24 protein-coding genes are annotated in these 23,567 nt (G+C 56.9%); 2 read left to right on the top strand and 22 right to left on the bottom strand.

Annotated features, from left to right (window positions below):
* Window positions 1–82: 82 nt before the first annotated feature.
* The 3 genes from BUS42_RS00790 to BUS42_RS00780 form a co-directional block, all read right to left on the bottom strand.
* A complete protein-coding gene (locus BUS42_RS00790) occupies window positions 83–436 on the bottom strand; it encodes a hypothetical protein (protein ID WP_074304523.1) in 354 nt (117 codons plus the stop codon).
* 213 nt (window positions 437–649) lie between these two features.
* A complete protein-coding gene (locus BUS42_RS00785; RefSeq protein WP_074304520.1) occupies window positions 650–1,072 on the bottom strand; it encodes a hypothetical protein in 423 nt (140 codons plus the stop codon).
* A gap of 191 nt (window positions 1,073–1,263) precedes the next feature.
* The gene (locus BUS42_RS00780) at window positions 1,264–1,578 is read right to left on the bottom strand and encodes a hypothetical protein (RefSeq protein WP_074304518.1); all 315 of its coding nucleotides are present in this window, start codon (window positions 1,576–1,578) and stop codon (window positions 1,264–1,266) included.
* A 737-nt stretch (window positions 1,579–2,315) separates the two neighbouring features.
* Between BUS42_RS00780 and BUS42_RS00775 the strand changes: the two genes are divergently transcribed.
* Complete coding sequence (locus BUS42_RS00775; RefSeq protein ID WP_074304516.1) at window positions 2,316–2,903, top strand: hypothetical protein; 588 nt, start codon at window positions 2,316–2,318, stop codon at window positions 2,901–2,903.
* 660 nt (window positions 2,904–3,563) lie between these two features.
* Here the strand turns inward: BUS42_RS00775 and BUS42_RS00770 are convergent.
* A complete protein-coding gene (locus BUS42_RS00770) occupies window positions 3,564–4,280 on the bottom strand; it encodes a PEP-CTERM sorting domain-containing protein (RefSeq protein WP_074304514.1) in 717 nt (238 codons plus the stop codon).
* A gap of 722 nt (window positions 4,281–5,002) precedes the next feature.
* Here BUS42_RS00770 and BUS42_RS00765 point away from each other — a divergent pair.
* Window positions 5,003–5,326: a hypothetical protein gene (locus BUS42_RS00765; RefSeq protein ID WP_074304512.1), complete on the top strand. Its 324-nt coding sequence runs from the start codon at window positions 5,003–5,005 to the stop codon at window positions 5,324–5,326.
* Between the two features lie 551 nt (window positions 5,327–5,877).
* On the opposite strand, the gene BUS42_RS00755 is transcribed toward BUS42_RS00765, so the two are convergent.
* The 18 genes from BUS42_RS00755 to BUS42_RS00655 form a co-directional block, all read right to left on the bottom strand.
* The gene (locus tag BUS42_RS00755; RefSeq protein WP_143206190.1) at window positions 5,878–6,321 is read right to left on the bottom strand and encodes a hypothetical protein; all 444 of its coding nucleotides are present in this window, start codon (window positions 6,319–6,321) and stop codon (window positions 5,878–5,880) included.
* 101 nt (window positions 6,322–6,422) lie between these two features.
* On the bottom strand, window positions 6,423–7,139 hold the full coding sequence (locus BUS42_RS42415) for a hypothetical protein (protein ID WP_143206189.1): 717 nt from the start codon (window positions 7,137–7,139) through the stop codon (window positions 6,423–6,425).
* A gap of 485 nt (window positions 7,140–7,624) precedes the next feature.
* On the bottom strand, window positions 7,625–8,161 hold the full coding sequence (locus BUS42_RS44605; protein WP_254053225.1) for a hypothetical protein: 537 nt from the start codon (window positions 8,159–8,161) through the stop codon (window positions 7,625–7,627).
* A gap of 104 nt (window positions 8,162–8,265) precedes the next feature.
* Window positions 8,266–9,423 carry a hypothetical protein gene (locus BUS42_RS44600; protein ID WP_254053224.1) on the bottom strand — a complete coding sequence of 386 codons (1,158 nt, stop codon included), beginning with the start codon at window positions 9,421–9,423 and terminating at the stop codon, window positions 8,266–8,268.
* Window positions 9,424–9,425: 2 nt separating this feature from the next.
* Window positions 9,426–10,013 (bottom strand): hypothetical protein, encoded by a 588-nt coding sequence (locus tag BUS42_RS00730; RefSeq protein WP_083670012.1) that lies wholly within the window; start codon window positions 10,011–10,013, stop codon window positions 9,426–9,428.
* Between the two features lie 41 nt (window positions 10,014–10,054).
* A complete protein-coding gene (locus BUS42_RS00725; protein WP_074304502.1) occupies window positions 10,055–10,669 on the bottom strand; it encodes a hypothetical protein in 615 nt (204 codons plus the stop codon).
* Window positions 10,659–11,267 (bottom strand): hypothetical protein, encoded by a 609-nt coding sequence (locus tag BUS42_RS00720; RefSeq protein ID WP_074304500.1) that lies wholly within the window; start codon window positions 11,265–11,267, stop codon window positions 10,659–10,661. Before BUS42_RS00720 ends, BUS42_RS00725 begins: the two co-directional genes overlap by 11 nt.
* A 65-nt stretch (window positions 11,268–11,332) precedes the next feature.
* The gene (locus BUS42_RS00715; protein ID WP_074304498.1) at window positions 11,333–13,111 is read right to left on the bottom strand and encodes a hypothetical protein; all 1,779 of its coding nucleotides are present in this window, start codon (window positions 13,109–13,111) and stop codon (window positions 11,333–11,335) included.
* Between the two features lie 57 nt (window positions 13,112–13,168).
* Window positions 13,169–13,843, bottom strand: a complete 675-nt coding sequence (locus BUS42_RS00710; RefSeq protein WP_074304496.1) for a hypothetical protein — start codon at window positions 13,841–13,843, stop codon at window positions 13,169–13,171.
* 133 nt (window positions 13,844–13,976) lie between these two features.
* Window positions 13,977–14,243, bottom strand: coding sequence for a hypothetical protein (locus tag BUS42_RS00705; protein WP_074304494.1), 267 nt, complete (start codon window positions 14,241–14,243; stop codon window positions 13,977–13,979).
* Between the two features lie 403 nt (window positions 14,244–14,646).
* A complete protein-coding gene (locus BUS42_RS42410; protein WP_143206188.1) occupies window positions 14,647–15,024 on the bottom strand; it encodes a hypothetical protein in 378 nt (125 codons plus the stop codon).
* Window positions 15,025–15,407: 383 nt separating this feature from the next.
* Complete coding sequence (locus tag BUS42_RS00690) at window positions 15,408–15,986, bottom strand: hypothetical protein (RefSeq protein WP_074304488.1); 579 nt, start codon at window positions 15,984–15,986, stop codon at window positions 15,408–15,410.
* Window positions 15,987–16,428: 442 nt separating this feature from the next.
* Window positions 16,429–17,493, bottom strand: a complete 1,065-nt coding sequence (locus tag BUS42_RS00680; RefSeq protein WP_143206187.1) for a hypothetical protein — start codon at window positions 17,491–17,493, stop codon at window positions 16,429–16,431.
* 86 nt (window positions 17,494–17,579) lie between these two features.
* On the bottom strand, window positions 17,580–17,915 hold the full coding sequence (locus BUS42_RS00675) for a hypothetical protein (RefSeq protein WP_074304483.1): 336 nt from the start codon (window positions 17,913–17,915) through the stop codon (window positions 17,580–17,582).
* A gap of 599 nt (window positions 17,916–18,514) precedes the next feature.
* The gene (locus BUS42_RS00670) at window positions 18,515–20,578 is read right to left on the bottom strand and encodes a DNA primase family protein (protein WP_074304481.1); all 2,064 of its coding nucleotides are present in this window, start codon (window positions 20,576–20,578) and stop codon (window positions 18,515–18,517) included.
* Between the two features lie 15 nt (window positions 20,579–20,593).
* On the bottom strand, window positions 20,594–21,346 hold the full coding sequence (locus BUS42_RS00665) for a hypothetical protein (RefSeq protein WP_143206186.1): 753 nt from the start codon (window positions 21,344–21,346) through the stop codon (window positions 20,594–20,596).
* 356 nt (window positions 21,347–21,702) lie between these two features.
* Window positions 21,703–22,047: a DUF1580 domain-containing protein gene (locus tag BUS42_RS00660; protein WP_074304477.1), complete on the bottom strand. Its 345-nt coding sequence runs from the start codon at window positions 22,045–22,047 to the stop codon at window positions 21,703–21,705.
* Window positions 22,048–22,263: 216 nt separating this feature from the next.
* Window positions 22,264–23,541, bottom strand: coding sequence for a tyrosine-type recombinase/integrase (locus BUS42_RS00655; protein ID WP_074304475.1), 1,278 nt, complete (start codon window positions 23,539–23,541; stop codon window positions 22,264–22,266).
* Between the last annotated feature and the right edge of the window lie 26 nt (window positions 23,542–23,567).

Raw genomic sequence — 23,567 nt, 5'->3', positions numbered from 1 at the left:
GTTTGATTGAGTCAGGAAGGGAAGTGGCCGGGCGGCGTGCTGGTTCTCCACCCGGCGATTGAATTTCACGTCTCAAAGTTGTTCACCAGTCGATGCCGATGAAGCAGTCAGGGCACAGACGGCAAACATCGCCGTTCCGAAGCTCGATGACGACCGCGTGCGAGGACTTCTCCCCGCAAGTCCAACAATGCGGATCTCCGTCGAACGCGTCGGCGGCCTCAACGTCCAGGATGCCGACCACGCTGGACTGGCCGACATAGCGAGTCGTGCGTTCCTGGTTGTCAAACCACTCGTCTGTGTCCTCCGTGGCCGGTTGATCGGGCTCGATCGCGGCGAGGGAATCCGCCGCTCCCTGAAACAAGCGGATGTCGTCGAAGATCATCGCTTCGGCGGGGTTGACGGGCTTACGGGAGGGGGCTTTGAAGGCGACGGTCATGGGAGACTCCTGGATGGTCGGGGGATATTGAACGTGGGAGGTGGATTGAATGGATCGGACGCGAAGGGGTCGGAGATCGTGAGGGACGGGTGGGGGACTGATCTTGCCCCCACGCCCCTCCTTTTTGGGTTGCCAAACTCAGGCGCCGTTGGGCGTCTAAGCACACCGGCGTCTGAAGTGCGTGACCGGGAAAGAGCCGGCCGAGCGATCGGGTCACGCTCGCTTGTCGAATTCCACAAAACACGATGGGCAGGCGCGACAAACGTTCCCCCCCGCAACCATGAACACGACCATCTCCCCTTTCGCCAGGCCGCACGAGGGACAGTGGGGGTCGGTGCGGTCGTAGTCGGTAGCCTTCTCGACCGCGAGGATCAAGGCAATCCGGGACTTTCCGTCGTACGTCTCGAGGCCGGGGTCATACTGGCCGCGATGACCGTCGTTCCGGCTGTCACGGGAACCGTCGTTCCGGTTGCCATTGCCGGCCTCGGCTTTGGTAGCTGGCTCAGGCCGATTCCGACTGGTCTGGCCCTCGGTCGCAACGCGGCTTGTCGCCCTGGCCTTCGTTCCGAAGTGGTTGTGAATGGCGATTTTCACGGTCCGCTTGACGATTCGCTTGTGTCGATGGTCGCGAAGCATAGGGAGACTCCGGTACGGATGATGAAATTTGTGGACGTACGACAGACGTAAGATCACTGCGGCCAGCGGGCCGGATGATGGCGATGGGTTGACCGAGACATGGACGAGGTCCGCCACCTGATGGATGAACCTCAAATCCCCAAGCCCAACGGCGCCTGAGTTCGTTGGGCTTGGGGAATGGGAAGAGACGATCAGTTCGGGTTGACCGATGCCTGGGAAAGCTTCGAGGCTCGGTAGGCCGCAAACTTCATCGCGGCTTCGCGGCTCGCGTAAATCCGGCCTCCTTCGGAGACCTGCCAGCCCATCGCCCATGCGCCGGGGATGAAGACCTCGCGAACCGCATAAGGGGCTTCTGGGGAGGCGTACCGACCTTTGGGGCTTCGTGCCCGTCCGACTGGCTCGGGACCTCGCTTGGGGGCCGTGAACGGAGTCGGGTTGATGTGGGGGTGGCTGTCGGCCGTGATGGTGGGGTTGACGATGGCGGTCTGGCTGGAATAATGATTCATTGGTCGGCCTCTTATCCAGGCTTGCCATTTGGCCCCGTGGGTGGTGACACACCTGCGGGGCCGTTTTGTTTTGCGGGTTTCGGCCATTCCTCGACCCGACAACCGTATGGTACAGACGAGTCAGTACCGAGTCAACTGGGTACTGACGAATTATTTTCCGGTACTGATCTATACTGGCCGGGAGTTCATGCCTACACTTGGAGGAATGGCCCTGTCGTGCGGGCTGAGGTATCATGACTCCGTTGACTGGAGAACAGACCTGTGAGTACCTCGACGATGGCCAAGAAACGAACAACAACAAAAGAGGGAAAATCCCAGGACGATCCGGGTCCGCGTAGCACTGTGCTAACGATCAAGGGAACCGACGAATGGAAGGAATGGCTGAACGGCTTGTCTGAATTCCTACGGATACCGACGTCGACAATCGTAGACCTGGCTTTAGTCAAATTCGCGAAGCAAGAGGGGTATGAACCAGTACCGCCAAAGCGATGAGTTGGCGCAAGCATCCCTCCCCAGGAAACACAAAACGCCCCGCCAGTCCTCATCTGGGATCGAGCGGGGCGATGTTGTTTTCATGGCGTGGGAACCAAGTCTAACGACGAAAAAGCTTGGCAACCCAAAAAGAAGGGGGGGGGATCGCCTCTCTCGATCCGTGGCTGTTAAAATCGTGAGGCTGTTAGCTTTATTCGAGCCAAATCGTCCAGGACAGCATTCGTCACCCAACCATGTGATGTATCATGAGTTCCCGATTTATCGATTTCTCAGGGCTCTTCGATTTGGTTTCTCTTTCGCAGATCGAGAACGATCCGAAGTACAAAGAGGCGGCCGTTTTCAAAGAAACGATCGAGCCGTCCAACGACGTCGATTACGAGTGGGTCTGCGAGTACGCGCGGGATTGCTACGACCGAAGCGAGAAGATCTTCGCCGTTCTCGACGGGAAAGCGAACGACATCATCAAGTATCTTGGCGGCGGTGCCGGCCTCTTCACTCTGGCTGTATTGACCAACCTGAAGCCTGAGAACGCGAGGATTGTGATCTGGACCATCCCCGCTTATCTGATATCGATCATGGCCATTTATTTTGCAGTTAAGGCCAAGCAACCAAATTCAGTCGCCCTCCCGCCTTCAGTCAAGTCCGCGTTTGATTACGCGAATCGGTTCGAGGGGACCTCGCAGGCGTCGTTCCTCGGCCAGTGGAACATGATGTGCGTCGGGATGTCTGTAGCAAACCAAGTCAAAGCTAGGTCGGTGAGGAAAGCAACCTGGGCATTTTTTGGGGCCATCGTCGCGCTGATCTTCCCTCTGGGGGCTGCAATCTGGAGGTGAGGCCGATTAATCGAGTTCCTTGTCCTTTTCGTACCGTTCAATTAACGGGCTTTCGGTTTTGCGGGGATCAGGTGCCTTCTGGGTTGTTTTGGTCTCCTTGGCCTTGCCAGGTACCGCTTTAGACTTGTCCTTGTCACCTGATCCCGTGCCTTTCGGATTCCGAGGCATAGACAGTCCCTTTTAGCGAACGAATTTCAAAAGCGTTTGACACATGGCAATTCGTGATATTGTCAGGTCTAATCCACGTGGTCAAGGTTGGCCAGGCGTATAGATGGTTTACCATGCCTCCGAATAATGACGAAATAATTTCGTCTTTAATCGGCGATCCAATTGAACGTTTGTTGATCGGTCGAAAGGGCTGCGACCTTCGGTCGCCGGGGACGGCCAGAAGGAAAGGTTGGCGGGATCGACTGGATTCAATCTAACGCGACGTGAGCTGATCGGGACGACTGGCCAGATCCCACGGGAGTGACGTGGGAAAGGGAGAGGGCGGCAACGGCGAGAATCCCCGTCGTCTCTGCGCTCTCCCGGTGAACCCCGCGCATTGAACAGCCCCGCCAACTCGCGATCAAACGAGGGACGGGGCCAGAGTCGTGAGGGTTACCATATCGTGGTCGGTCGCACGATCCGACTGGATAGCTTGCCACGGCTCATCAGTCGTCAGGCAGTCACAGCCTTGCGACGACGCTTCCAGGCGAATCCCAGGCCCATCGGGAGGGCGGTGAAGACCAGGGCGATGGTGGAGGGTTCGGGGACGGCGGAGACGACGGGCGAAGAAAATTCGGCACGGAATGCCGCGTCGAATGTGCGGACAGTCCAAGTGCTGGTCGTCAAAAGGGAGAAGTCAGAGCCATTGCTTAAGTAAACAAATGATCCGCCTGGATAGGAGTTTCCGGCGGCGATTGGCATGGAACCATCCCCGATAACGCCGTCGAAGAACTTAGATGCGCTGAGGAAGGCAACGTAGTTCTGCCCCGCCTCTAGGGTCAGGCCCCCGGTGGCAAAGTCGAACCGCTCGTATCCGTCGCTCCCTCCGTTGTTTGTTGTAGTCTTCATGTCGCTTTCATACAGGACCGGCCCCACCGCCTTGCTGGTCGAAGGGTCCCATTTCATCACGTACCCGGCGAAGTCGATCGTGTCCGGATCGACGAAATCGTTTAGTGAGAACGAAAACTTGTCGAGAATCGTATCGGTACCGACCGTGAAGGTCTGACCAAATGTCGATGGCCCTACAGAACTCTCGCCCAACGAATCAAAATGCCCAATGATCGATGAGTACGTGTCAATAACAAGCCCGGCATTTGCCTGCCCCGCCGCCGTGGCCATCAGCCCCAATACCGCCACCGCAAGCCCCAACCGCTTCGTTATATTCTTCATCGAATGACTCCTGCCGGCCCGACTCGTCCGAATTTGCGAACGTGGGTTCAACATGAACTCCCGTGCGGGCAGCTTCGCCCGGGCCGGAAGCCGGATCATGGCTAATTTATGTGCAGGATACAAGCGGGTTGATTATTTTGTGATCAAGTTAAGGTTTGAGCAATTTTATACAAAGTCATTTCTATGGCGCAACGACATAGATCGACTATGGCACGACCGCAAGTCGGCTATTTCTAACGCAATCTCGCGTAAAACGGCCATTCTCGACGGTCAAAGTGGGGGGTCGGCTCTTATGACTCGGCCGGGCGGCTTTTGGATAAGCCTGCGCGATCTTTTACTAATCCTGCAAGTCGCACCGGAAAGGTAACAGGGAGATCCAGAGAATCGGGAATTCTGGGTGATTCGCCACCCAGGTAGAGGCATGGTGGAGCCCTATCAGGTTAGGGGGGATCGGTCCGCGACGAGCCTGGATGGCCAGCGATCCCGCTCCCGAACGAGTTGCGAGAGCGTGCGGATTGCGTGGCGGCATGGATTAATGGCTGATTGCTTGTCCGTCGAGCGAACGACCCACGAGTCTTAAACACCTGGGCGAACTGACAAGAAAGAGGTAGAGTGATTGAGCGGCATTCTTGCAGTTCCAGCAACCGCCTGAATCGGGCAATCAGGCCCCCCCTAGGTTTAGATCCCGCACTTCATCCCACCTGAAGGCCGGAGACTCGAAAATGGCTACCCACGGCCAAGTCCTCGCCACCATCGATCGCTCTGTGACCGCGATACGCCGCTATCACGACGCCCCGCGAACTCAGCAATCCATTCTTCTGATGGTCGCCGAAGTTCAAATGGTTGCGGGATGGGTGCATGAATTGATGCTCGCAGCCAATGAGGTTGATGAGCTTATCGTGCATCCCGTGCGAGGGTATCTTATCGAGCGATATGGTCACGAGCTGGGGGTAAGGCTTGCGGGCGAATTCCTGCGGGCGTTCGACGGCCTTTTGGCGGAAGAGCAAGGCACGTTGGTCTATGAGCGGCTCAACGGTCTGGCTTAAGGTTGCACGTTCTGCCTGCGTGGCCTGCCCCGATGCCCATGGCACTCCCGATGCCGTACGATCCGCCCTGAATGCGAATCGGCCCCTCGTCCGGACATCCATGCCCAGGCGGGGGAACCAATTCGCGTCTTATTGGGCTGGATCCGAGCGTAAACAATCGTGTTGGCCATGTCAACACGTACGGTAGACCCGATTGGATCCTGTGGGATCCCAGGCCGCACAGCGATCAACTTAACCCAACCACGATTGAGTTGAGCAACCCAAAAGGGAGGGGTGGTATCGGCTACCATCCTCAGCCTTTCCTCGTCCTGAGCAGCTCGCCGGCTTCACGGCCGATCAATGAGCAGTCGGCGTCGAGGCGGCCAGATGGATCCTGCTCAACGACTGCTTTGGGCTCGAGGATCAGGTGGACCTCAAAGTCCTTGCCGCTATCGAACGCATCTGGGCCTGATTCGGCGCCTGAGTATGTGAGATTCAAACGCAAATTTCAGAGGACCCAACTTTTAAGGATGGGTCCTCTGCTGAAACCTTCTAAATTCCGTAAGGCTTCGTCACACAGGATGCGGAGAAATCATGCCCGGATTGACTATATCAACATAGTCATCAGGACCGCATCCGACGAACGCCTCAAGCTCGGGAGGCGAGAGTACCCGGGAGTACTCCTCGATCGAGCGTCGCACAAGGGAGTTTACTGAGAAGGCATGCTCCTCGGCCGAAACCTCTCCGCGAACGTGGCGACCGACTGCGGCCTTGAGATCTTTCCGTAAGGCACGATGTACAAGCAGCAGGGCCTCTCGGCGATCCTTGGGAAAGGTTTCGCCGAGTCGGAAATTGATCAAGAGTTCAAACTCGAGCTCAAGTCGGATATCGTTGACCTTCTTTTTTGGCTCTCCGGCTTTCAAGGCGGCACTGACACGTGCCTCAATGCGTCGGAGTGCTTCATTGTATTCAGCGACGGTCATCCTTGGCCTCGCCGTCTCCGAGATAATTGGCATTTTGGTCCCTCCCACGGAGGGCGCGAGCAAATCTGGCAACCCGCTTGGTATCCTGACCTCGCGTTCTGCCACTCGCCCCTATCTGACCTCCGGAGCGGAGACTACACCCCAGAAGTAACAGGGTGATCCGTGCCCACACTCTCGGGATCGACTAGTTGCGTTGTTTCGCTGTAGGGAATACCCAAAAGGTCGACGTAGGCGCTCCCTGCAATCGATAACCTCAGCAGAGCCAGCCGCTCATTGAAGAGATCGTTCAGACGATTCGCGTAGGTTATGTCGTCAATCAGCCCGTTGAAATGATCGCGGGTAAGTTGCATTCGAGCGACGTAGAATCCATCAATAACCTCGAGAATCGTTTCTCCAAAACGTCTAATCTGATCAGGCCGAAGGCAGAACTGCATCAGAAGCGTAACCTCATCGCGAAGCTGCTTCCGGATTTCTCGAGAAGTGGCCGGACGACCACCTCTTCCCTTGCGAACGTCCTGCAGAAAGCGTCGAAGAACTACCGTGTAGTCACGAATGTTCATGTTTTTATGAACATGAAATTTGGATCGACGAGTTCGGGGTGACTTCTTCACCGGTGGCAACGGGGGTCCGCCTCCCTGCGAACAACGACTTTTTCGGTCATCCCAATCTTCCACTCCGTCAGGCTTGGGTCGACCAAATTCCTCTTCGTCCCAATCCAGGCCGTAATGACCGTAACCAAGAACCGCACCTCTGAATCCCTTTGCATCGAAAAGGTTTCGATTTGCCGCTGCGAAGATTCGGTTTGCGGCATGATGGCAAACCCCTGTCTTACTGTACAGGATTCCCGCCATCGATTCTTGGTGCGAATAACAGTCAGCAAGGTCGAGGTCGCCAGATCCTTCAATCAGGAGTCGCCCTCCGTAATTCCGCCCAAAACATCCCCAAGCCCTACCCGGAGCGAGGACGTAAGTATGGTGGGAATAGCCACCGGTCCAGAGCAATGGGATGCCGTACACCGAGAGAGTGACATGGGGCATGGTATTTACGTTACACGTGCCAATCTTGAGGGTTATCCCGAATAGTCTCGGGTCCGAACTCTTAATTGTATTCGAAAGACCTGAAAACCTCAAGGCCACTTAATATCGCCTCAATGACAATAACTTCGGCGGGTCGAACGGACAGCCAAGTTCGACCTAGCCTGCCTTGAACTCCATGCCACATCTGCACTTCCGGTATCGATCGCGATCTGTGTCGTAGCACGCGCACCTCCGACGGATCGCAAGCCGGGCCGCTTGCTACTCGTCACTTGCTTGAAGCCTGGGCTCGACCCACCAGGTCATCCGAGTTCGTCAGGCTCGACCCTGACCACAATCGGGCCGACACCGGAACGAGCCGACTCGGCAGTCGTAGAGGCCACAGCCTCGCCGAACGAATCGGCCTCTCTGGTGAAGTCCAGGTTGGGTACGCCGCAACGGATCCCCACCAGAGCATCGTCGTAGCCCGCCTCGAAGAGAGCGTCGGAGGCGGGCTCGACGTCGAAATCACCACCATCAGCCCGCGTCACGATCAGGGTGAATTCATGCGAGCTCATCCCTGGCCCCCCCCCCCCCACTTCCTGAAGGCACTCGAAGCAGTCCTGATGGCTCACCTTACCCTCTCGGCCCTTCCCAGCCAGGCAGCGGTTGACCCCACAGCCGCACTCTGACGACGCCTGCCAGTGCGGGCAGGCTTTCATCCTGGCGATCAAGGCTGTGGATTCGGCGACTGTTGGGCGGGGAGGACTGAGGGCCGGATTGACCTGAACGGACACACCGCCCATGCTCGGGACTACGACCTGGCCGAACGCGACGATCTTCTCGATAATGCTTGGCATGTGCAGGTCAGAGGTAGGATCCGCCCGCACGCAGACCCTCTGTCCCCGCTGCCCCAGACAAGGCCTCTCTTGATTCAGCAGCGGGCAGTGCCCGCACTTCTCGTTCATGGCGTCACAGTGATCGAGCCGCCACCGCCTGGAATTGCCAGGTCGGAGCAATAGATCGGCGGTCCATACCCATAAGTGGTTGGCATGCTGAAGACGAGCATGGAAAAATCGCATGTCCAAGGGATGGTAACGGATTTAGTGACGGTGCTCGATCGTACGGCCGGGTTTCCATAGCACGGAGTTTGGCAATTCTGGCCTTGCGGCTGGCAACTCCACCAAGGAAATGAAATGCTTAACTGCCAATATCTTAAACCCGATATCAGCAGGCATGGAGCCAGTTGGTATTTCACCTCCATATTGATCAGGCCAGCGCTGACGCATGGGCCGCCAAGAAATTCGTTGTAGCACGTATCGGTATTCGCGATGAACGCGGATCCCTGCCAGTTCCCAGTCAGTGCATTCCAGGTCAGGGTGGGCGACAGTCCGTCGCCCACGTAGAAGGTCTTCGGGAACGGCGTAACGCATCCGCATGAACAAATGTGATTTGAGTCGGCAACGCATCCGCAGCCACACGGCAGAGTATCCGTGCGCGAGTACTTCTGGACCAACAGGCCGCCTTGGAGTTTCGAGAGGAAAACAGGCAGGATCAGGTTGCCGCTCGAAGAAGTGGCCAGCGGCCCGTAATGTTCGAATGTCCCGGGGTCTTTCGACGTGATGACCGGGGTGGGAGTGGCTGTCAAGTTGTCTTTGCAGTCGGCGTTCGCCGGGTCGTGGTGGCTGAATTCCTCTGGTTGAGCGTTGTAAGAGGCCGATAGCCGTCGAGTCCAGAGCCGATCGATCTCATAACCCCATTCGATCAGGTCCGTCAGGCCATCCACCGTGGGTGCGATGATCTCCGGGAAGGCTTCGTCGAACGCAACCGAGAGCCAGTTGTAATGGTCGGCGGCAAGCTGGACCGCGAGGGTGTCCAGGGCCGTTTTGTTCGTTGGATCGGTCCCGCCTACGTTGAACAGCGCAATAGCCGCATCATGCAGCACCTTCGTCCCGTCAAAGCCTTGCACGCCGTTTCCGGCCCCGGTCCATCCTGATTCTTCCAGGGTGACGACTTTTTTGTAGATGGTGGGAACCAGATCACTGGGCTGGCCGTTGCACCGCCTGGAACGAAAGACAACCATGACGTTGCCGGGCAGGATCGACGATAGGTCTCTAGACATTTTTATTGCACGACATCAGTTGATACAAACTTGATATCAAGTCGACCGTCCAGCAAGCAGAGCTTGTAGCGAGTCAGGTTCGGCTTACCGCTGACGCAGACCGCCGGCGGCCCGTAAAAGACTGCACATGGTGTCTGGGTAACAGTCACTCCCGTCGAATCGACACACCCGTTATTCGCCGGGTCGTGATGGGCCAACTCCTCTGGCTGAGCGTTCCACGGTGCCGATAGCCGCCGGGTAGAAACCTGATCGATCTCATAACCCCATTCGATCAGGTCCGTCAGGCCATCCACCGTGGGTGCGATGATCTCCGGGAAGGCTTCGTCGAACGCAACCGAGAGCCAGTTGTAATGGTCGGCGGCAAGCTGGACCGCGAGGGTGTCCAGGGCCGTTTTGTTCGTTGGATCGGTCCCGCCTACGTTGAACAGCGCAATAGCCGCATCATGCAGCACCTTCGTCCCGTCAAAGCCTTGCACGCCGTTTCCGGCCCCGGTCCATCCTGATTCTTCCAGGGTGACGACTTTTTTGTAGATGGTGGGAACCAGATCACTGGGCTGGCCGTTGCACCGCCTGGAACGAAAGACAACCATGACGTTGCCGGGCAGGATCGACGATAGGTCTCTAGACATTTTTATTGCACGACATCAGTTGATACAAACTTGATATCAAGTCGACCGTCCAGCAAGCAGAGCTTGTAGCGAGTCAGGTTCGGCTTACCGCTGACGCAGACCGCCGGCGGCCCGTAAAAGACTGCACATGGTGTCTGGGTAACAGTCACTCCCGTCGAATCGACACACCCGTTATTCGCCGGGTCGTGATGGGCCAACTCCTCTGGCTGAGCGTTCCACGGTGCCGATAGCCGCCGGGTAGAAACCTGATCGATCTCATAACCCCATTCGATCAGGTCCGTCAGGCCATCCACCGTGGGTGCGATGATCTCCGGGAAGGCTTCGTCGAACGAGGTTGTAAGCCATTTGGCGTAGTCAGTGGCAATCTGGGTGGCAAGAGCGTCGAGGGCCGTCTTGTTCGTCGGATCGGTCCCGCCTATGTTGAACAAGGCCAGAGCGGAATCGTGGAAAAGCTTTTCGCCGTTGAACCCGACTCCAACATCGGGGAGAACGTCCGCCAGGTTGACCGTCTTGATGTACCACGCCGGAACCGAGTCAGAAACCGCGCCGTTGCAACGGCGCGTCTGGAACCGTACGGTTACGCGTGCCGGCATCACCGATCCAAGATCACGCGACATGACATCCCACCTGGGTCATTCCCAGATAGTGGACGACGTGGCGACCGTCCGCGAACTCCAGGGCGAATTGCGTTGCCTGGAGGATACTTCCATCCGCCCCACGGATATCCGGCGGCCCGATGAACTTGCAGAGCGGTGCCGGATTCTCAACATCGAGATAGGGAGCCTCGGTGAGATCCAGGGGCCGGCTCGGATCCTCATACCGGTAAAAAAAGCCGTCTCCGGGCTTGTCGCCAGGTTGACCCTCGCCGGCCGTCTCCTGTCGTGAGAACTTGACCCAATCGATGTAGTTGCGGGCCGTCTCGAGAGCCAGGGCGTCCAGTTCCTCCCGGTTGAGCGGATCGCTCGCCGCGGGGCCCGGAGTTTCCCCGCCTTCCCTCTGGGCTCCGCGGCGAGCGAAGATGGCTTCCTCGGGACGCTGGAAGTGACGCACCGGTGCGAATCCCGCTCCGACGTGTCCGGCTTCGGCCAGACAGACACGCCTATCGCAGAACTCGGTGGTCGGTGTGGCAGTCTGGTCGGTCAATTCCGACGCAGAGCGGATGGGGAACGAAACAACGATGTATCGCGGCAAGAATTCGGAGATGTGCTGGGTCATGGTGCGTCCTCAAATAGATTGGATAAACGGGTTATGATCGATCGTCACGGTCTGGTCTACTCCCCTCAGCCCGGCGGTGCTGCGTTTACATCATCCGCGAGGATACCTGGGCTGAATCCCGGACCCCCTATGATCTGACTTGAACCCCCTGGGATAACGCCAACATTGTCCCCAATGGGATAGTCCATCCACGGTGCCGCGTCGATCTGAAGGGTATCTCCGGCTCCCTTCTTTTTCTTGCATGAATACACGTAAATTCCGCTGATCTTATAGAGGATGTCACCGCCGGCCAGCATCTCGTAATTCGCCAAGCCGACATCACTAGAGAGTAGCGTGAAAAAGTCCGAGGGGAGGTTCGGGCTGGGGATTGCCGGGATCTCGTTCACCCGCTCGCAAGTCCACTCAACGAGCCGTTGTGAGGTCGGAGCGTGCAGATTAACGACGCTGGATTCAGAACTGTCTGGACCTGCAACCGGCGACTGATATCGGCCATTTTGAGTCGTGTATGTCGACTTGATCTTGTATTCGGTGTAAGGATACCGCTTGGTTTGCGGCGAGTAATGATCGGGAGTCGGACTGAGAATGTCAGTCGAGGTGACTTCGACGGCGGGCGGTGGTCCGTCGTACGAAGAACCAACTCCGTATCCGCCACTGATTTCGTTAGGTTCAGGGGGCCTAACCGGATCACAGACGTTCTTCATGATCGCGGTCCGAAGCGTCTCGAACATCGTCCCCCGTGTGCCTGCTGAGTTCGGCAATCCAGGGTTAAGTCCATTCTGGTCGCCGAAGACGTTCGTGGCGCGAAGGCCATCGATTGCGAGGAGGTTCAATCCCTTCTTCGGGTTGTCGATGGGATTCATCTGAAACTGAACAGAGACCTGTGCGTCACGCCCGGTCAGATTCTGGCGAACAGCAACGTTTCGGAGGAACCCTGACGTGATGTCGACCGGGAACTTGGAGAATACCACGAAGAAACATGCCTGCAAGAGTGTCCAATTGTTGGAATATTTATTGCCCCAGACCTGGACGTCGCACTGAGCGACCGATGTGAGAACCGCCATTCCACCGGCGTTCATGGACGACACGCCGTAAGAGGCTTCGACTCGTAAAACCCCGGTTCCACCCGCACGAGGATCTGATTCTCCGAGGTCGTAGAATCGCTCCTCGTCTACCGTTGTCCACTGAATCGCATTACCTTCCGGAGCCACATTAATCCGGACCTTCTCGCGGTAGTATCCACGTGATATCGGCGGAAGAAGCAAGTGACGAAACGCGTCGGCGAAGACACCAGCGAGGCCGAGAACGTCAGTGCGGAAGATCGCGAGTCCCTCTGAGGTCTTGACCGTGCGATGTTGGCCGTCGATCTCGTGCGTCTGGGAATAACGGTTGGAAACCAAGCCGCTCACATCGTCTGAGGATCCGTTGCATGCCACGATCCACGTTTCGATCTCATAACTGACGTGGTACGTTCGATCGCCGTCCACTCGCTTGATCGAGCAAGAGATCGGCTTGGGGCCGTTATTGGCGTCAACGGTGTGACCGAGGTCGACGCGAGGACTGACGATCTGATTGGTCCCGAAGTTCGCGAAAACCAGTTGCTTGTGAGGCGTCATCAGAGCCTGGCGGATCGCGATATCCGTCATGGCGGGCAAGATCCCAGGAAACTGCTGAGGCGGATTCCCTACGGCGTAAGAGGTCATCTGGGGGTTGTAGAGGGCCGAGAGCGAAATCCGGAAATGAGTGTAGAGGTAATCCACCCCGTCATTGGAGTAGACGGGGTTCTGTTGGATTTCGTGGATCTTGACAGGCTTCAGCACGATGCCGTTGTAAGTGAAGTCGCTCATTTTGATGCAAGTACATGTAAGAAATTGGAATTGCGTAAAGTCTACGAGGGCCGCGAGTTATTTCTTGTTTTTCTGGGCCACGCGGCGAGCGGCGATATACCCCTCAACCGCGCGGGTGGCGTCCTCGGGAGACTGGATCAGGATACGCTGGTCCCGGATATAGTTCTCGACGCCCTTACTGCAGAGCTCTTCGTCCGCCAAGGGATCGAACTCGTTGGGCGTCGAAACGTGACCCTGGTAGTGAGCCGGCTCAGACCCACGGCTGTAGTGCTCGAGCTCGGGAAACCTGGCCGGCGTCTCCCTGCGTGCTGTGGCCGTGCCCGTCCTGGACTTGCAGTAGGATTCGACGGCTCGGGCCGCGTCCTCAGGAGATTGGATCGTCAACTTTTTATCGCGGCAGTAGTTCTCAAAACTACGGTTGTTGATCGGTTCATCGGCATGTGGGTCATCAATCGCCGGGACGCGAGCGTAATTCTCCTTGGCCTCGATCGACGAACTCAGACGCCGTTGGGCTTGGGAATCGAACTCCTCGTCCGTCTGTTTGAAGTATCTTTCCGGGCCACGCGGCGAGCTGAGTTTCGCGGCCTGGCATTCCCTCTCGGCCACGAATCCGGCAACCGAACGCCGGGCATCATCCAATGTCTTGATCTTCAGTCCGTTCTGGCGGATGTAGCTCCGAAGTTCGTTCCTGTCGATCTCGGCGGCGGCGGTGGCGACAGCGGCAGTGCCCATGCTCGTTCCTCTTTCTGGGATGACTAAGTGACATCGAATCCAGTGGATTGGATATGACATCCAACTATGATAAGGATTTCAATTTCAGGATCGATCGTACCCGAAAGTGTCGCGGGACTCAAGATGCAAACGTTCAGGTGGAAGGGAGATGTCCGTCCGGAACGATCCAATCCGGTTCGAACTCCCAGCCATTGCACGTCGCCACGAACTTTGCCGCCGCGATGACAGCCTCAACTTGCTCGTTCGTGAGTCCGTGAAGTAGCCGATCCTGGATCGTGTCCTGGGCTGCCGTATCCACGGACTGAGCGGGCTCCGGGGGAATGCTTACCGCTCGCGGCCGGGAGGTTCTCGCCGGTCGTAAGCGGAACCGAAACCAGTCGAACCAGCTCGTGAGGCTCATTAGTCGGTCTCCTCGTCCTGGACATGGCCCGTGCCTTTGCAGAGTGAGCAGTGTTTGTCGAAGCTCAAATGGCCACCGTCTGGCCTGCCGATGCACGTTCGGTCCGGATCGTCGGTCGGGCCGAGTTGGACACACCGGCAGTCGTGGCCGAAGAGAAGCTCTGTACCGGGGGCCAAGTTTAGAGTCGCCGGGCGAGCGTTGATGGCCGACAACCTGACGAATTCGGGCCAGTGGGAGTGGTGTCCACAGAACGAGTTGATCTCTTTGGGGGTCGAAACTGGGTTCAGATGGCAGATGCCTTGGCCTTCGCCATCAAGAACAAAACACAGGCAGGTTCCACACGTTGGTCGGTTCAAATGATCCTCGGGGTAAGAGTCGTAGCAACCCAAAAAGAAGGGTGTGGTTATTCGTTGTCGAATGGCATATCGCGATCCTGATCGGGATCGACTTTCACCTTCTCACGCTCGATCCGCTGGCGATGTTCCTCGATCGAGGGTCGATAGGGATTGACCGGCCTGAAGTTTGGGTCAATCCACGCGTGGATGAAATCGGTGCAGCGTACACACAAACCCACAGTTGCTAAGAAATTGATTTTTCCTACGATGCGACGATCGAGCGTGAGTTGCGACTCGATCCGTGGCGATTTGCATCTATGACAATATTTTTGAATTTTGGATTTCTTCGTTTGAGTTTTGGTTTGCCAACACGATATCGGGAAAACCTGGTCGGGCTTCGCCCGTTGACTGCCAGGTGGAGGAGGTTCGCCGGTTGGTGGTTTCACGGTTTCCCTTTCTTCCTCTTTGATGATGGCGTCGGAGGCGTCGGAGGCGTCGGCTTCGTCGGCTCTGACGTGGGCGGCGCGAGCGTCGTCTGTTTTCCCCCTCCGGGCCCAGCGGCGAGCTCGGCGAGATTCGTGGGCGTCGTGGCGATTGGTGGTTTGACGACGGGGCTTCCCAGTTTCGGCGGCTGGATAAAAACGCGTTCGGGTCGCTTGAGCGGCACGTGGAGTTCCATGAGGTACTTATGCCATCCGTGACTGCAAGATTCGCATAACCGATACTCTTCGTCGACTTCATGCGGGCCGACGGTAAGCACGACCTTGAAATGGGCGGTCAGATTCTCTCGGCTTTTGCATCGTGAGCACCACGGGCGCAAAGGCATGAGCTAATTCTCCTGAGGTTCGGTCGAGAAGTACGAAGTAACCCGGTTTCGGCCAGTTTTGGCCTTGGCTTTGTCTTTGGCTTTGGCGGACTCTCTGGCAGTCTTGGCCTGTTCGTCGCGTTCGGCGCGGGCCGTGGCAATCGCCCGTTCGCGGATCAAATCAAGTGCCTTGATCGCATTGAGATAACGTTTTTCCGCTCTGAGCCGTCGCCTATCGAGGAAGTCCAATTCCAGAACGCATCCACGTGCAATCTGCCCTATGGTCCGACTGCACATCCCGTCAGCCAGGTGCAAATCAATCCAGTTGATAACAATTCTTGATATCAGCCGATTTTCGATTTCAGTTTGGTTCGGTCGTGCGAGAGACCTCCTGATTTTCTCGGCCTCAGCCTTTACAGCGGCGCGGGCGGAGGGCGTCTCACGCGAAAGGAGTGCGTCCCTCACCTCGGCTTCGAGGTCACCTCCGAGACGAGCGGCGAGCGTGCCGGTTTCGTCATCCGCGATGTTCCTGCGGGTTTTTTCCTCGATCAGAGCCTCATGGAACTCTGTTTCCTCCCGTTGCTTCGCCTTTCTAGATTTCATGGATCGGAACCTCCACTCGCGCCGGTGCCAGAACATGCCCAGGGCGTCCGCAGCGATGCGGGATTGGCCTTCAACGAGGGCGTGGAAGGCAATGACGCGATCTTCAAGCCGAAGAATCTCATCGCGTTGCTGTTGCCTCTCTTGGCGTTTCTTCTCTCGCCTAGATCTCCGCTCGGCTCGTTCCCGCTCAGTTTGCTCTTCCCCACCATCCCCAGGCCCGAAGTAGAAACTCCGGGTCTGACCGTTGACTGTCCGCTTTAGATAATAATATAAATTATTGCCGCGACGTTCGTATCCCATTGGATTGTGCTGATTTTGCTGAGAAAATGCCCATTATGGTGCAAATCGTGAGACTGGCCCGGCCCGATCCCCTCCCTCTGGGCCCAACGGCGAGTTGGCAACCCAAAAAGGAGGGGGCGTTCTGGTCAGTCCCTAACCGGTCTCAAGCTTTCGCCGTGAGGATGGCTGATTCGAGAAGTTTCGCGAATTCGTCTTGTGCTTGTTGCACACAAGCAACGCACGCCTTCAGAGACTGGCCTCCGATCTCGGTCGCGACGAGGGAGTGAAGTGGAACTCTCGCTCCACAACGACAGGTCACGAGGTTCTTCGTCAGTAGTTCGATCCGCTGTGGTTCGTACTTCTGTCCGATCGGCACGATATCGCAGTACTCGAACCGCTGGCCTCGCGGCTCGCCGTTGAGGCGTTCGATGTTGTCCTGTGGACCGCAACCCGATAGGAACACTCGCGAGGTATCCGGGCCTTGAGTGGGCGGTTTGTCGTCGTCGTACACCGCAAGCCGAACCACGGTCGGGCTGATGCTGATCACTTCCGTGATTCGAGCACGGTAAACCGTCAACTGTTCAAACACGGGATCCAATGTCGCATGGATATATGCGACAGTCATCCCGAGCATAGGAACCCTCTCACCACGCGATAGGGCATCGGCGATGGGGTCAACGGGCTCCGGAGCAACAGCGGTCGCTTCGGACGGCCGGGGAAACCGGAGCCTGAGGACTTCGGGAAGCTGATCGACTCCGCGTTGCACGGCAACCGCGATCGAGCCATCGGGGTAAATCTGGGAGATGACCGCCGTCCGCCCGTCCCAGACAGACACCTCGCCGAGTTTGAATGGGACCGCGCCCGGATACGGTGCCGCCGGGGTGACAATGGCCGGGGCTGCCGGCGTTTCCGGGACCGTCGGCGTTGGCTCCGATGATTCCAGAACCGCGTCTGGAGTCGATGCTACTTCCGTGTCCGCCGTGGTTTTCCGTTTCTCGGCTTCCCTGTCACGGTGCTCATGAAAGTCTTTTTGGGCGCGGTTCCGGACGTCGGCCTCGGTGATGACGTCGGTGGTGCCGGCCTTGGGGGACTCGCCGTTCTCGACGGCTGCGATCGTGTCCAAGACGTTTTCGCTCTCGCCGCTGGTGACGCCGCTGGTGATGGCGTTGCTGATGATGTCGCTCGCGTCGGATTTCGCGACGACCATACCAATTCGTTTTGCTGCCATGATAGAAACCTTTCGATTTGGTGAGTCTAGTGAATGTGAAATTACTACTGAAAATCTACACGTCTGCGACGACATATTCCTTGAGTTTATCCAATCCTCGAATTTCTGGCCATCGGTACACTGCTTTCCTGATCGATCCTGCTGTGCTTGAGCCGGGACAACACAAGGTTCCTCATCCCCTCTGCCGTGAGGCTCATCGTCGTATCGACTTCAAGTTCACTGTCGGGGTCGTCATCACGGACGATCACAAAGCGGACGGACGGTAGAGGAACGAATCCGAGATCATCCCGTGGTTCAAGGTCGCCGACGAAGACGCGGACCTCGATAGAATTAAACTCCGACTGAACTTCGCTCGCGGCGCGGTAAGCGTTTCTGACGCCCCTCGCGATAATCAAACTGCGGATCCGCTTTTCGGTGGTCATCTGAGGCTCCGGGGGATCGAGTTATGATCCAGACCGTTTAGGCACGCTGACTGATCGACTGCTCAGAGGCCGATTCCGTTCGGCGGGCAGGCTCCTGAAGGTTCATGGAGATCCGAGCCCAACGGCAAGCTCGGCGAGTGGCAACCCAAAAAGGAAGGTTGCCGGGCAATAATTAGGAACTCAACCGCACAAATAATCCATTACGTCGATTTTGTCCGGGTAGAAATGCGTTTCTGAGTGCGGCTGAGCATACGTTGAGCATAGGAGAAAAATCTCCTATGCTCAGACTTAACAGATTGACTGACAACGGATTGCGTCGAAAATTTGTTGTTTTGAGCATAGTGAGTACGGCAGAAATGCATTTCAGCGTGTACTCTGCCGGCGCATGACCTCGTCAGGATAGAATCCCTATCACCAAACATGATCTTTCCCACTATGAATTGAATTTTTGAATCTCCTATGCTCACTATGCTCAGAAGACAAAAAACAGTTGCTAAACCCTTTTCTGGCAACTAGTTACATTGAGCATAGGAGCCTCGTTTCTCGTGTGCTCAGCCTACGCTCAGCCTTTCCCTCCTGTGCTCAGCCCGACAAATGGTTCAGTAGCCTCGCTTAAGCTCGATTCCCTCGTAGCAGGTGACCTGGATGCTTTTGTTGTTCTCATCTCGCTCCCGGGGACGGCTCTTTTTGATACCCGGGAACGCGGATCGTAAGTTCTTGCCGAACTGGGAGTCGTTGCCGATCGGGAATCCTTTGGCGAGCGCCCAATTCCGCCACGCGTTGTACAGTGCCTCTGCCGTGATATCGCCATCGACGTTAAGGTTGCATTGCTCGTCGACAAACCTCTTGATCGGACTTGCGATCTCCGTAGCGAGTGCCATCAAATCCAGCCCATCATCCGGTTGCAGGAACCGGCGCCTCGCTCTGAGTCGCTGCAACCCTTCGACGGCCAACCCAAGAATCCCTGGAAGTTCAGTTTTAATTATTTCGTTAGCCAAATCGGGATTTCGGTCCTCTGGCGGAATCGTATGTGAAAATGGGACAACAAGATATCGCGATACGATTGCGCCGGATGAATCGCGGAAGTTTGGCAGTTCGTTAGAAACGATGATCAATCGGGTTCCGAGTTTGACATTCGAGAGCATGGTGCGATTTTTCCGGTTAACCTCCAGTGGGTCTTCCCCTGAGATCCGCAAGAGTCGATCCATCATGATCGACGAATCGTGAATGTCGTTGGTCCGAAGATCCCCCATGACGGCCACCTTCTTTCCCAGAAGTGGCTCAAGACCGAACTGGCCTCCCAAGGCGATAGCCGAAGTGCTCACGACATTTGCGGCTCCAAGGAGGGCGGTCAGGACCTCCCTGATCGTGCTTCGTCCACTTCGGGGAGGCCCGATCAAGAGGAGCATCTTTTGGAGGCTGGTGTCGGATGTGAGGCAATATCCGATGAACTCCGTGAGCGTGTCGTAGGATTGTTGTCCCCCATCCTCGTAACCAAATTGTCTCCTCAGTAAGCTGTCCCAGAGGATCGGAAATGGAGGATCAGGCTCGTAGTCGTAAGGCAAGACGTACGTCGAGAAGAGACGTGGGCCATGCGGATGGAGCGATGGCGGATTGTGGCTCAAGTCGAGGATCCCGCTTCGTGTCGGGATGATATCTCGCGGGTCGGGGTCACCTGGCTCAGACGAAAGGAAGAGCGGTGGATCGTCTTGGCGGCGGATACTGACGCCAGCCTGAACGTGTTGCTCGACGTCGTTCACGAGTGCCTTGGTGACCCGGACAGGCGTAGGGTAGGCGGGTCTTTCGTCTTCAGGTTTGTCGCTGTGCAGGTTTTGAAATTCACCAACCCGAAGAGCATGACGGTTGTCGATTTCTCGCTGAACGCCTTCGATCAGTTCAGTTTTGCGCCAGTCTTGAGTTAGATTATAGCAGTAATTCTTCGAGTCGTACAAATAGTAATCATCTCTGAAATAGAGAATTAAAGGAGAATCGTCCTCCATCTGGTAATTCTCGACCAGAAGTGAGGCCGCGATCGATGACGGGTCGTTGTCGGCCTTCTTGAAGACTTCTTCAGCACTTTCTGGCTCGCTATCGATGTCCTCCGAATCCCATTTTTGGGGTTGCTGTCGATTCGGATTGCGGGTTCTCCAGGAGATAAACTTGTGCTCTTCCCGGCGAAATAGGCCCCATCCTCGCTTTCGGCCACGTTTATCCTCTCGACAAAACGCGTCATCTATCTTGTGCTCAAGCTCTCGCTCCGACCAAGGCGGATCGCACTTCGAGCCGTACTCCCGGACGATATCTGTCGCCTGAGCAACAGAAAGATCATATTTGTGGACGATTGTGCACGCGAGATCGAAAGTCTGGGGGTGTCCCCCTTGGTGACTGACTGAGATCGCGAACTTCGCGGCACACTTTTGGGCGAGACGCATCTTGAGATCATCGTCGGTCTCGTCCGTTCGGTTCCTCGCCCTCTTCTTCTTGGGTTGCTCATCAGACTTCGTCTCACTGGGCCGTCCGCCCTGCTGAGTCGTCGCCGGAAACCCACCCAGGAAGTCCACCAGATCGAGCGTCGGGACCGGCGCAACCAGAGTTCCGTTGGTGCTGGGGTTCGTGGTGCCGTTGCGAGAAACGTCCGGCTGTGTCGTGTCCTCGGTCGCCATCTGCTGACTCTGGGGTTAGAAACCTCTGCCGTCCACTGTGATAATCCGCCAGGGGCGATCCGGGAGATCCGCCCCTTTGCATTTGAGCGTTCCCGGGATCCCGAGATGCCGATTGGGATTCTTTGTGTCCGTGTCGATGAAGGCTTTGTCGCGTTTCTTCTTGCCGTGCCGTTCCGCCAGGGTGTGGAGAGAACCAGCAACCAGATCACGATGCTTCTGGTCGTTTGGGTAGTCGGGCAATCGAACGAGGATCCATCCGCCGTTCCCTGATGTTCCCCAAAGAGCGGCATCTCGAAGTTTTGGATGGGCGTCGAGGATCTCATCTCGCTTCCCGAGAGCGAGGGCAAGCTCCTCGTTTGTTGCGCTGATCCCCTCTTTTGGGTTGCCCTTTTCGATGCCTCGTTCCACATCAATATCGACGATCATGTACCGCAACAGGGCAACATCATCGGCTTCGGTTCCGTACCTGCCATTCTTCCGGCTGAGGTACTTGAGCTCGTTCTTCCAGCGGTCGGAAGCCAGCGAGGAGTTGATCGGATTGACTGTGAGGTATCCGCTGACCCCGTGCAGTCGCTTCGCCTCAAATCGGATATGATCAACCCGGTCAAACCAGCCGGCCAAAGTCGGCTCGTATCCCTGGTTCGCGAGCTCGATTTTGTTGGCCTTGCTGATCGCGGCATTCAGGGCGCGGAATTCGTAGACTCCGGCCGAGAAATCGAAGATTGCGTTGGCGAATTTTTTGAATTCCGATTCATCAAACTTCAGCATCACGAGCACACACGTTAGAAAACACATAAAGGCGAGTTAACTTGAGCAACCCAAAAGGAGGGGCGCGGAGCGATCCGGCCCGAACGGGATTCGAGCGAGCTCGACGGCCGACGTGGGCAGGCAGGCGGGCAGACGGGTGATCCGGTCCCGGTCGGTCCCGAATAATTCAGGTCGATTGATCCGACGATCCGACTAAACAATCGAATTCGTGGATTTGACGCGAGAACCCCTTGATTGCGGGATCCCGCGAGGGTATCATAAATAGGCACATTAGATCCGATTTGGTTGCCAAGCCCGATCGATCGAATTACGAGGCCTCCGGGAAGCCACTCCCGGGGGCCTCACTTTTTTGCACGTCACACACCCAGCTTATCGAGCTCCTTCTCAGCCCTCTCGTGGGCTTTTCGCCTTTGAGTGGGAGTCGCGGGGACTGGGATCACAGTCCGCTCGGGCGATTTTCCTGCGCGACGGTCCGTGAGCCGTTGAGAGAACTCGGAGAGCCACTCCCGCGTCACATAGGTCTGTCGACCGATTTTCGTGTAGCGGAGGTATTCGCCACGAATACCCTTGAAACACCAGCGCCAGACTGTCGCGAGAGCGGGACGACCGGGGAGGACGCTCGCAGCCTGGGCAAGCGTCAGGTAATCAACCTCAAAATCAAGTGTTCCCGAATCATGAATTATTTCATTGTTTGAATCCATTGCCGACTCCTGGGTGCTACCGTCGTGTCTGCCCTCCACTGTTCGTATGTTATGTTGCGTGCGGTTCAACGTCAAGATATGAAAATGACGTAATTTGAAATTGAGTGACGTAAGTTGTCTAAAGAATCTCGATTTGACTTTGACATGGAATGAAACCTGGTGGAACGATCGGCGTGGGGGCCGTCGTTCCACCACGTCCCATCGAGTGACGAAATTTCACCCGATCTGCTCCATCACGCCGATGGCCTTCGCCTCATCGACCTCAGCGTAGACCTCCGTCACGGCTGACGAGGAATGCCCCAGGATGACCTGGGCGACATCCAGGCCGAACTGCCGCCGCAACTTCGTCGCGGCGTTGTGGCGAAGCTGGTTGGGATGCCAGCGGCGAGCATGGTGCCAAGCCTTGAGTTCCCGTTGCTGATCGGGCGTGAGATCCTTCTGGGGAATCTTAGTCAGCTCGGGATGAGGAAAGGCGAGCTTGCAGGCTTTCACGATGGCTTCGCGATAGGAATCGGCCGTGTAGCAGGCCCCTGGAGCCTTTTTTGGAGAATGCTTCCTGGTCCGTGCCTGTTGCGACGGAGTCATCGGTGACTTCCGGTTGCGGCGACGTTCCGCCAGCGATTCCTCGACAACTTCCCTGGGTTGGAACAGGTAGTCATTCGGATCCGCCCGGACCCACTGACGCAGGACGGCTTGTGCGGCGGGGCCGAAGTAGATCTTCCGATCGCGTCCGTGATGCTCGGTTTTGTGCGTTTCCGGCGTGTAGACCCAGACCCGGCCCGATGTGTCGAGATCACAGGTACGTAGCATGCAGACTTCGCCGGGCCGCATGCCCGAGAGCCGTTGGAGCTGAATCATCGCTCCCACCTGCCGGGAGACATACGGGGCAATCGCGTCCACCAACTCGTCGGGGACCGGCTTGACGGGTTCGCTCTCGCGGGCCTCGGATCGGCCTTTGCGTAGCCCGGAGACTGCCCGCAGGCCGTGGTGAATACTCAGCGGGACCAACTCATTTTCGGTCGCCCATTTGAAGGCCCGAACGATGATCCGCGTGCGTCGATTGACTTCGTTGCGGCATAGTCCGGAATCGATGATCTGCTGGCGGACGGTCTTCAACGCCAGGGGACCGAAGTTCTTGGCTGAAGTGTGACCGTAAAGCCGCCGGAGGTGTCCCATGGCGTATTTAATGTGTGGGACTTCGCCGGTAGGTTTCCCGCCTTTCCGGTAGTAGCCTTCGGCGTAGCGAAGGTAGGCCAGGATCATCTCACTGACAGTCAACTCGTCCGGTGAGACGGAGGCCCCCGATGGGGGGTTGTCGCGGGCGCGAGCGGTGACGTGTCGCCCATTGACCAACCATTCGGCCAGCAGGCGATCGTATTCGGTTCGGCTCTGGGGCGTGCCGTGCTTGCCGAGGTAATAATCTCGGCCGTTCAAGGTGACAACAGCCTGACCGGACGGCTTGTGGAACCGGTAGGACGGAGTGCGTACTGACATCGGGGCGGCCTCCAAATCCGGTAGTC

Source organism: Singulisphaera sp. GP187 (assembly GCF_900129635.1).
GTDB lineage: Bacteria > Planctomycetota > Planctomycetia > Isosphaerales > Isosphaeraceae > Singulisphaera.
This window is presented reverse-complemented; position numbering and strand designations above follow the sequence as displayed.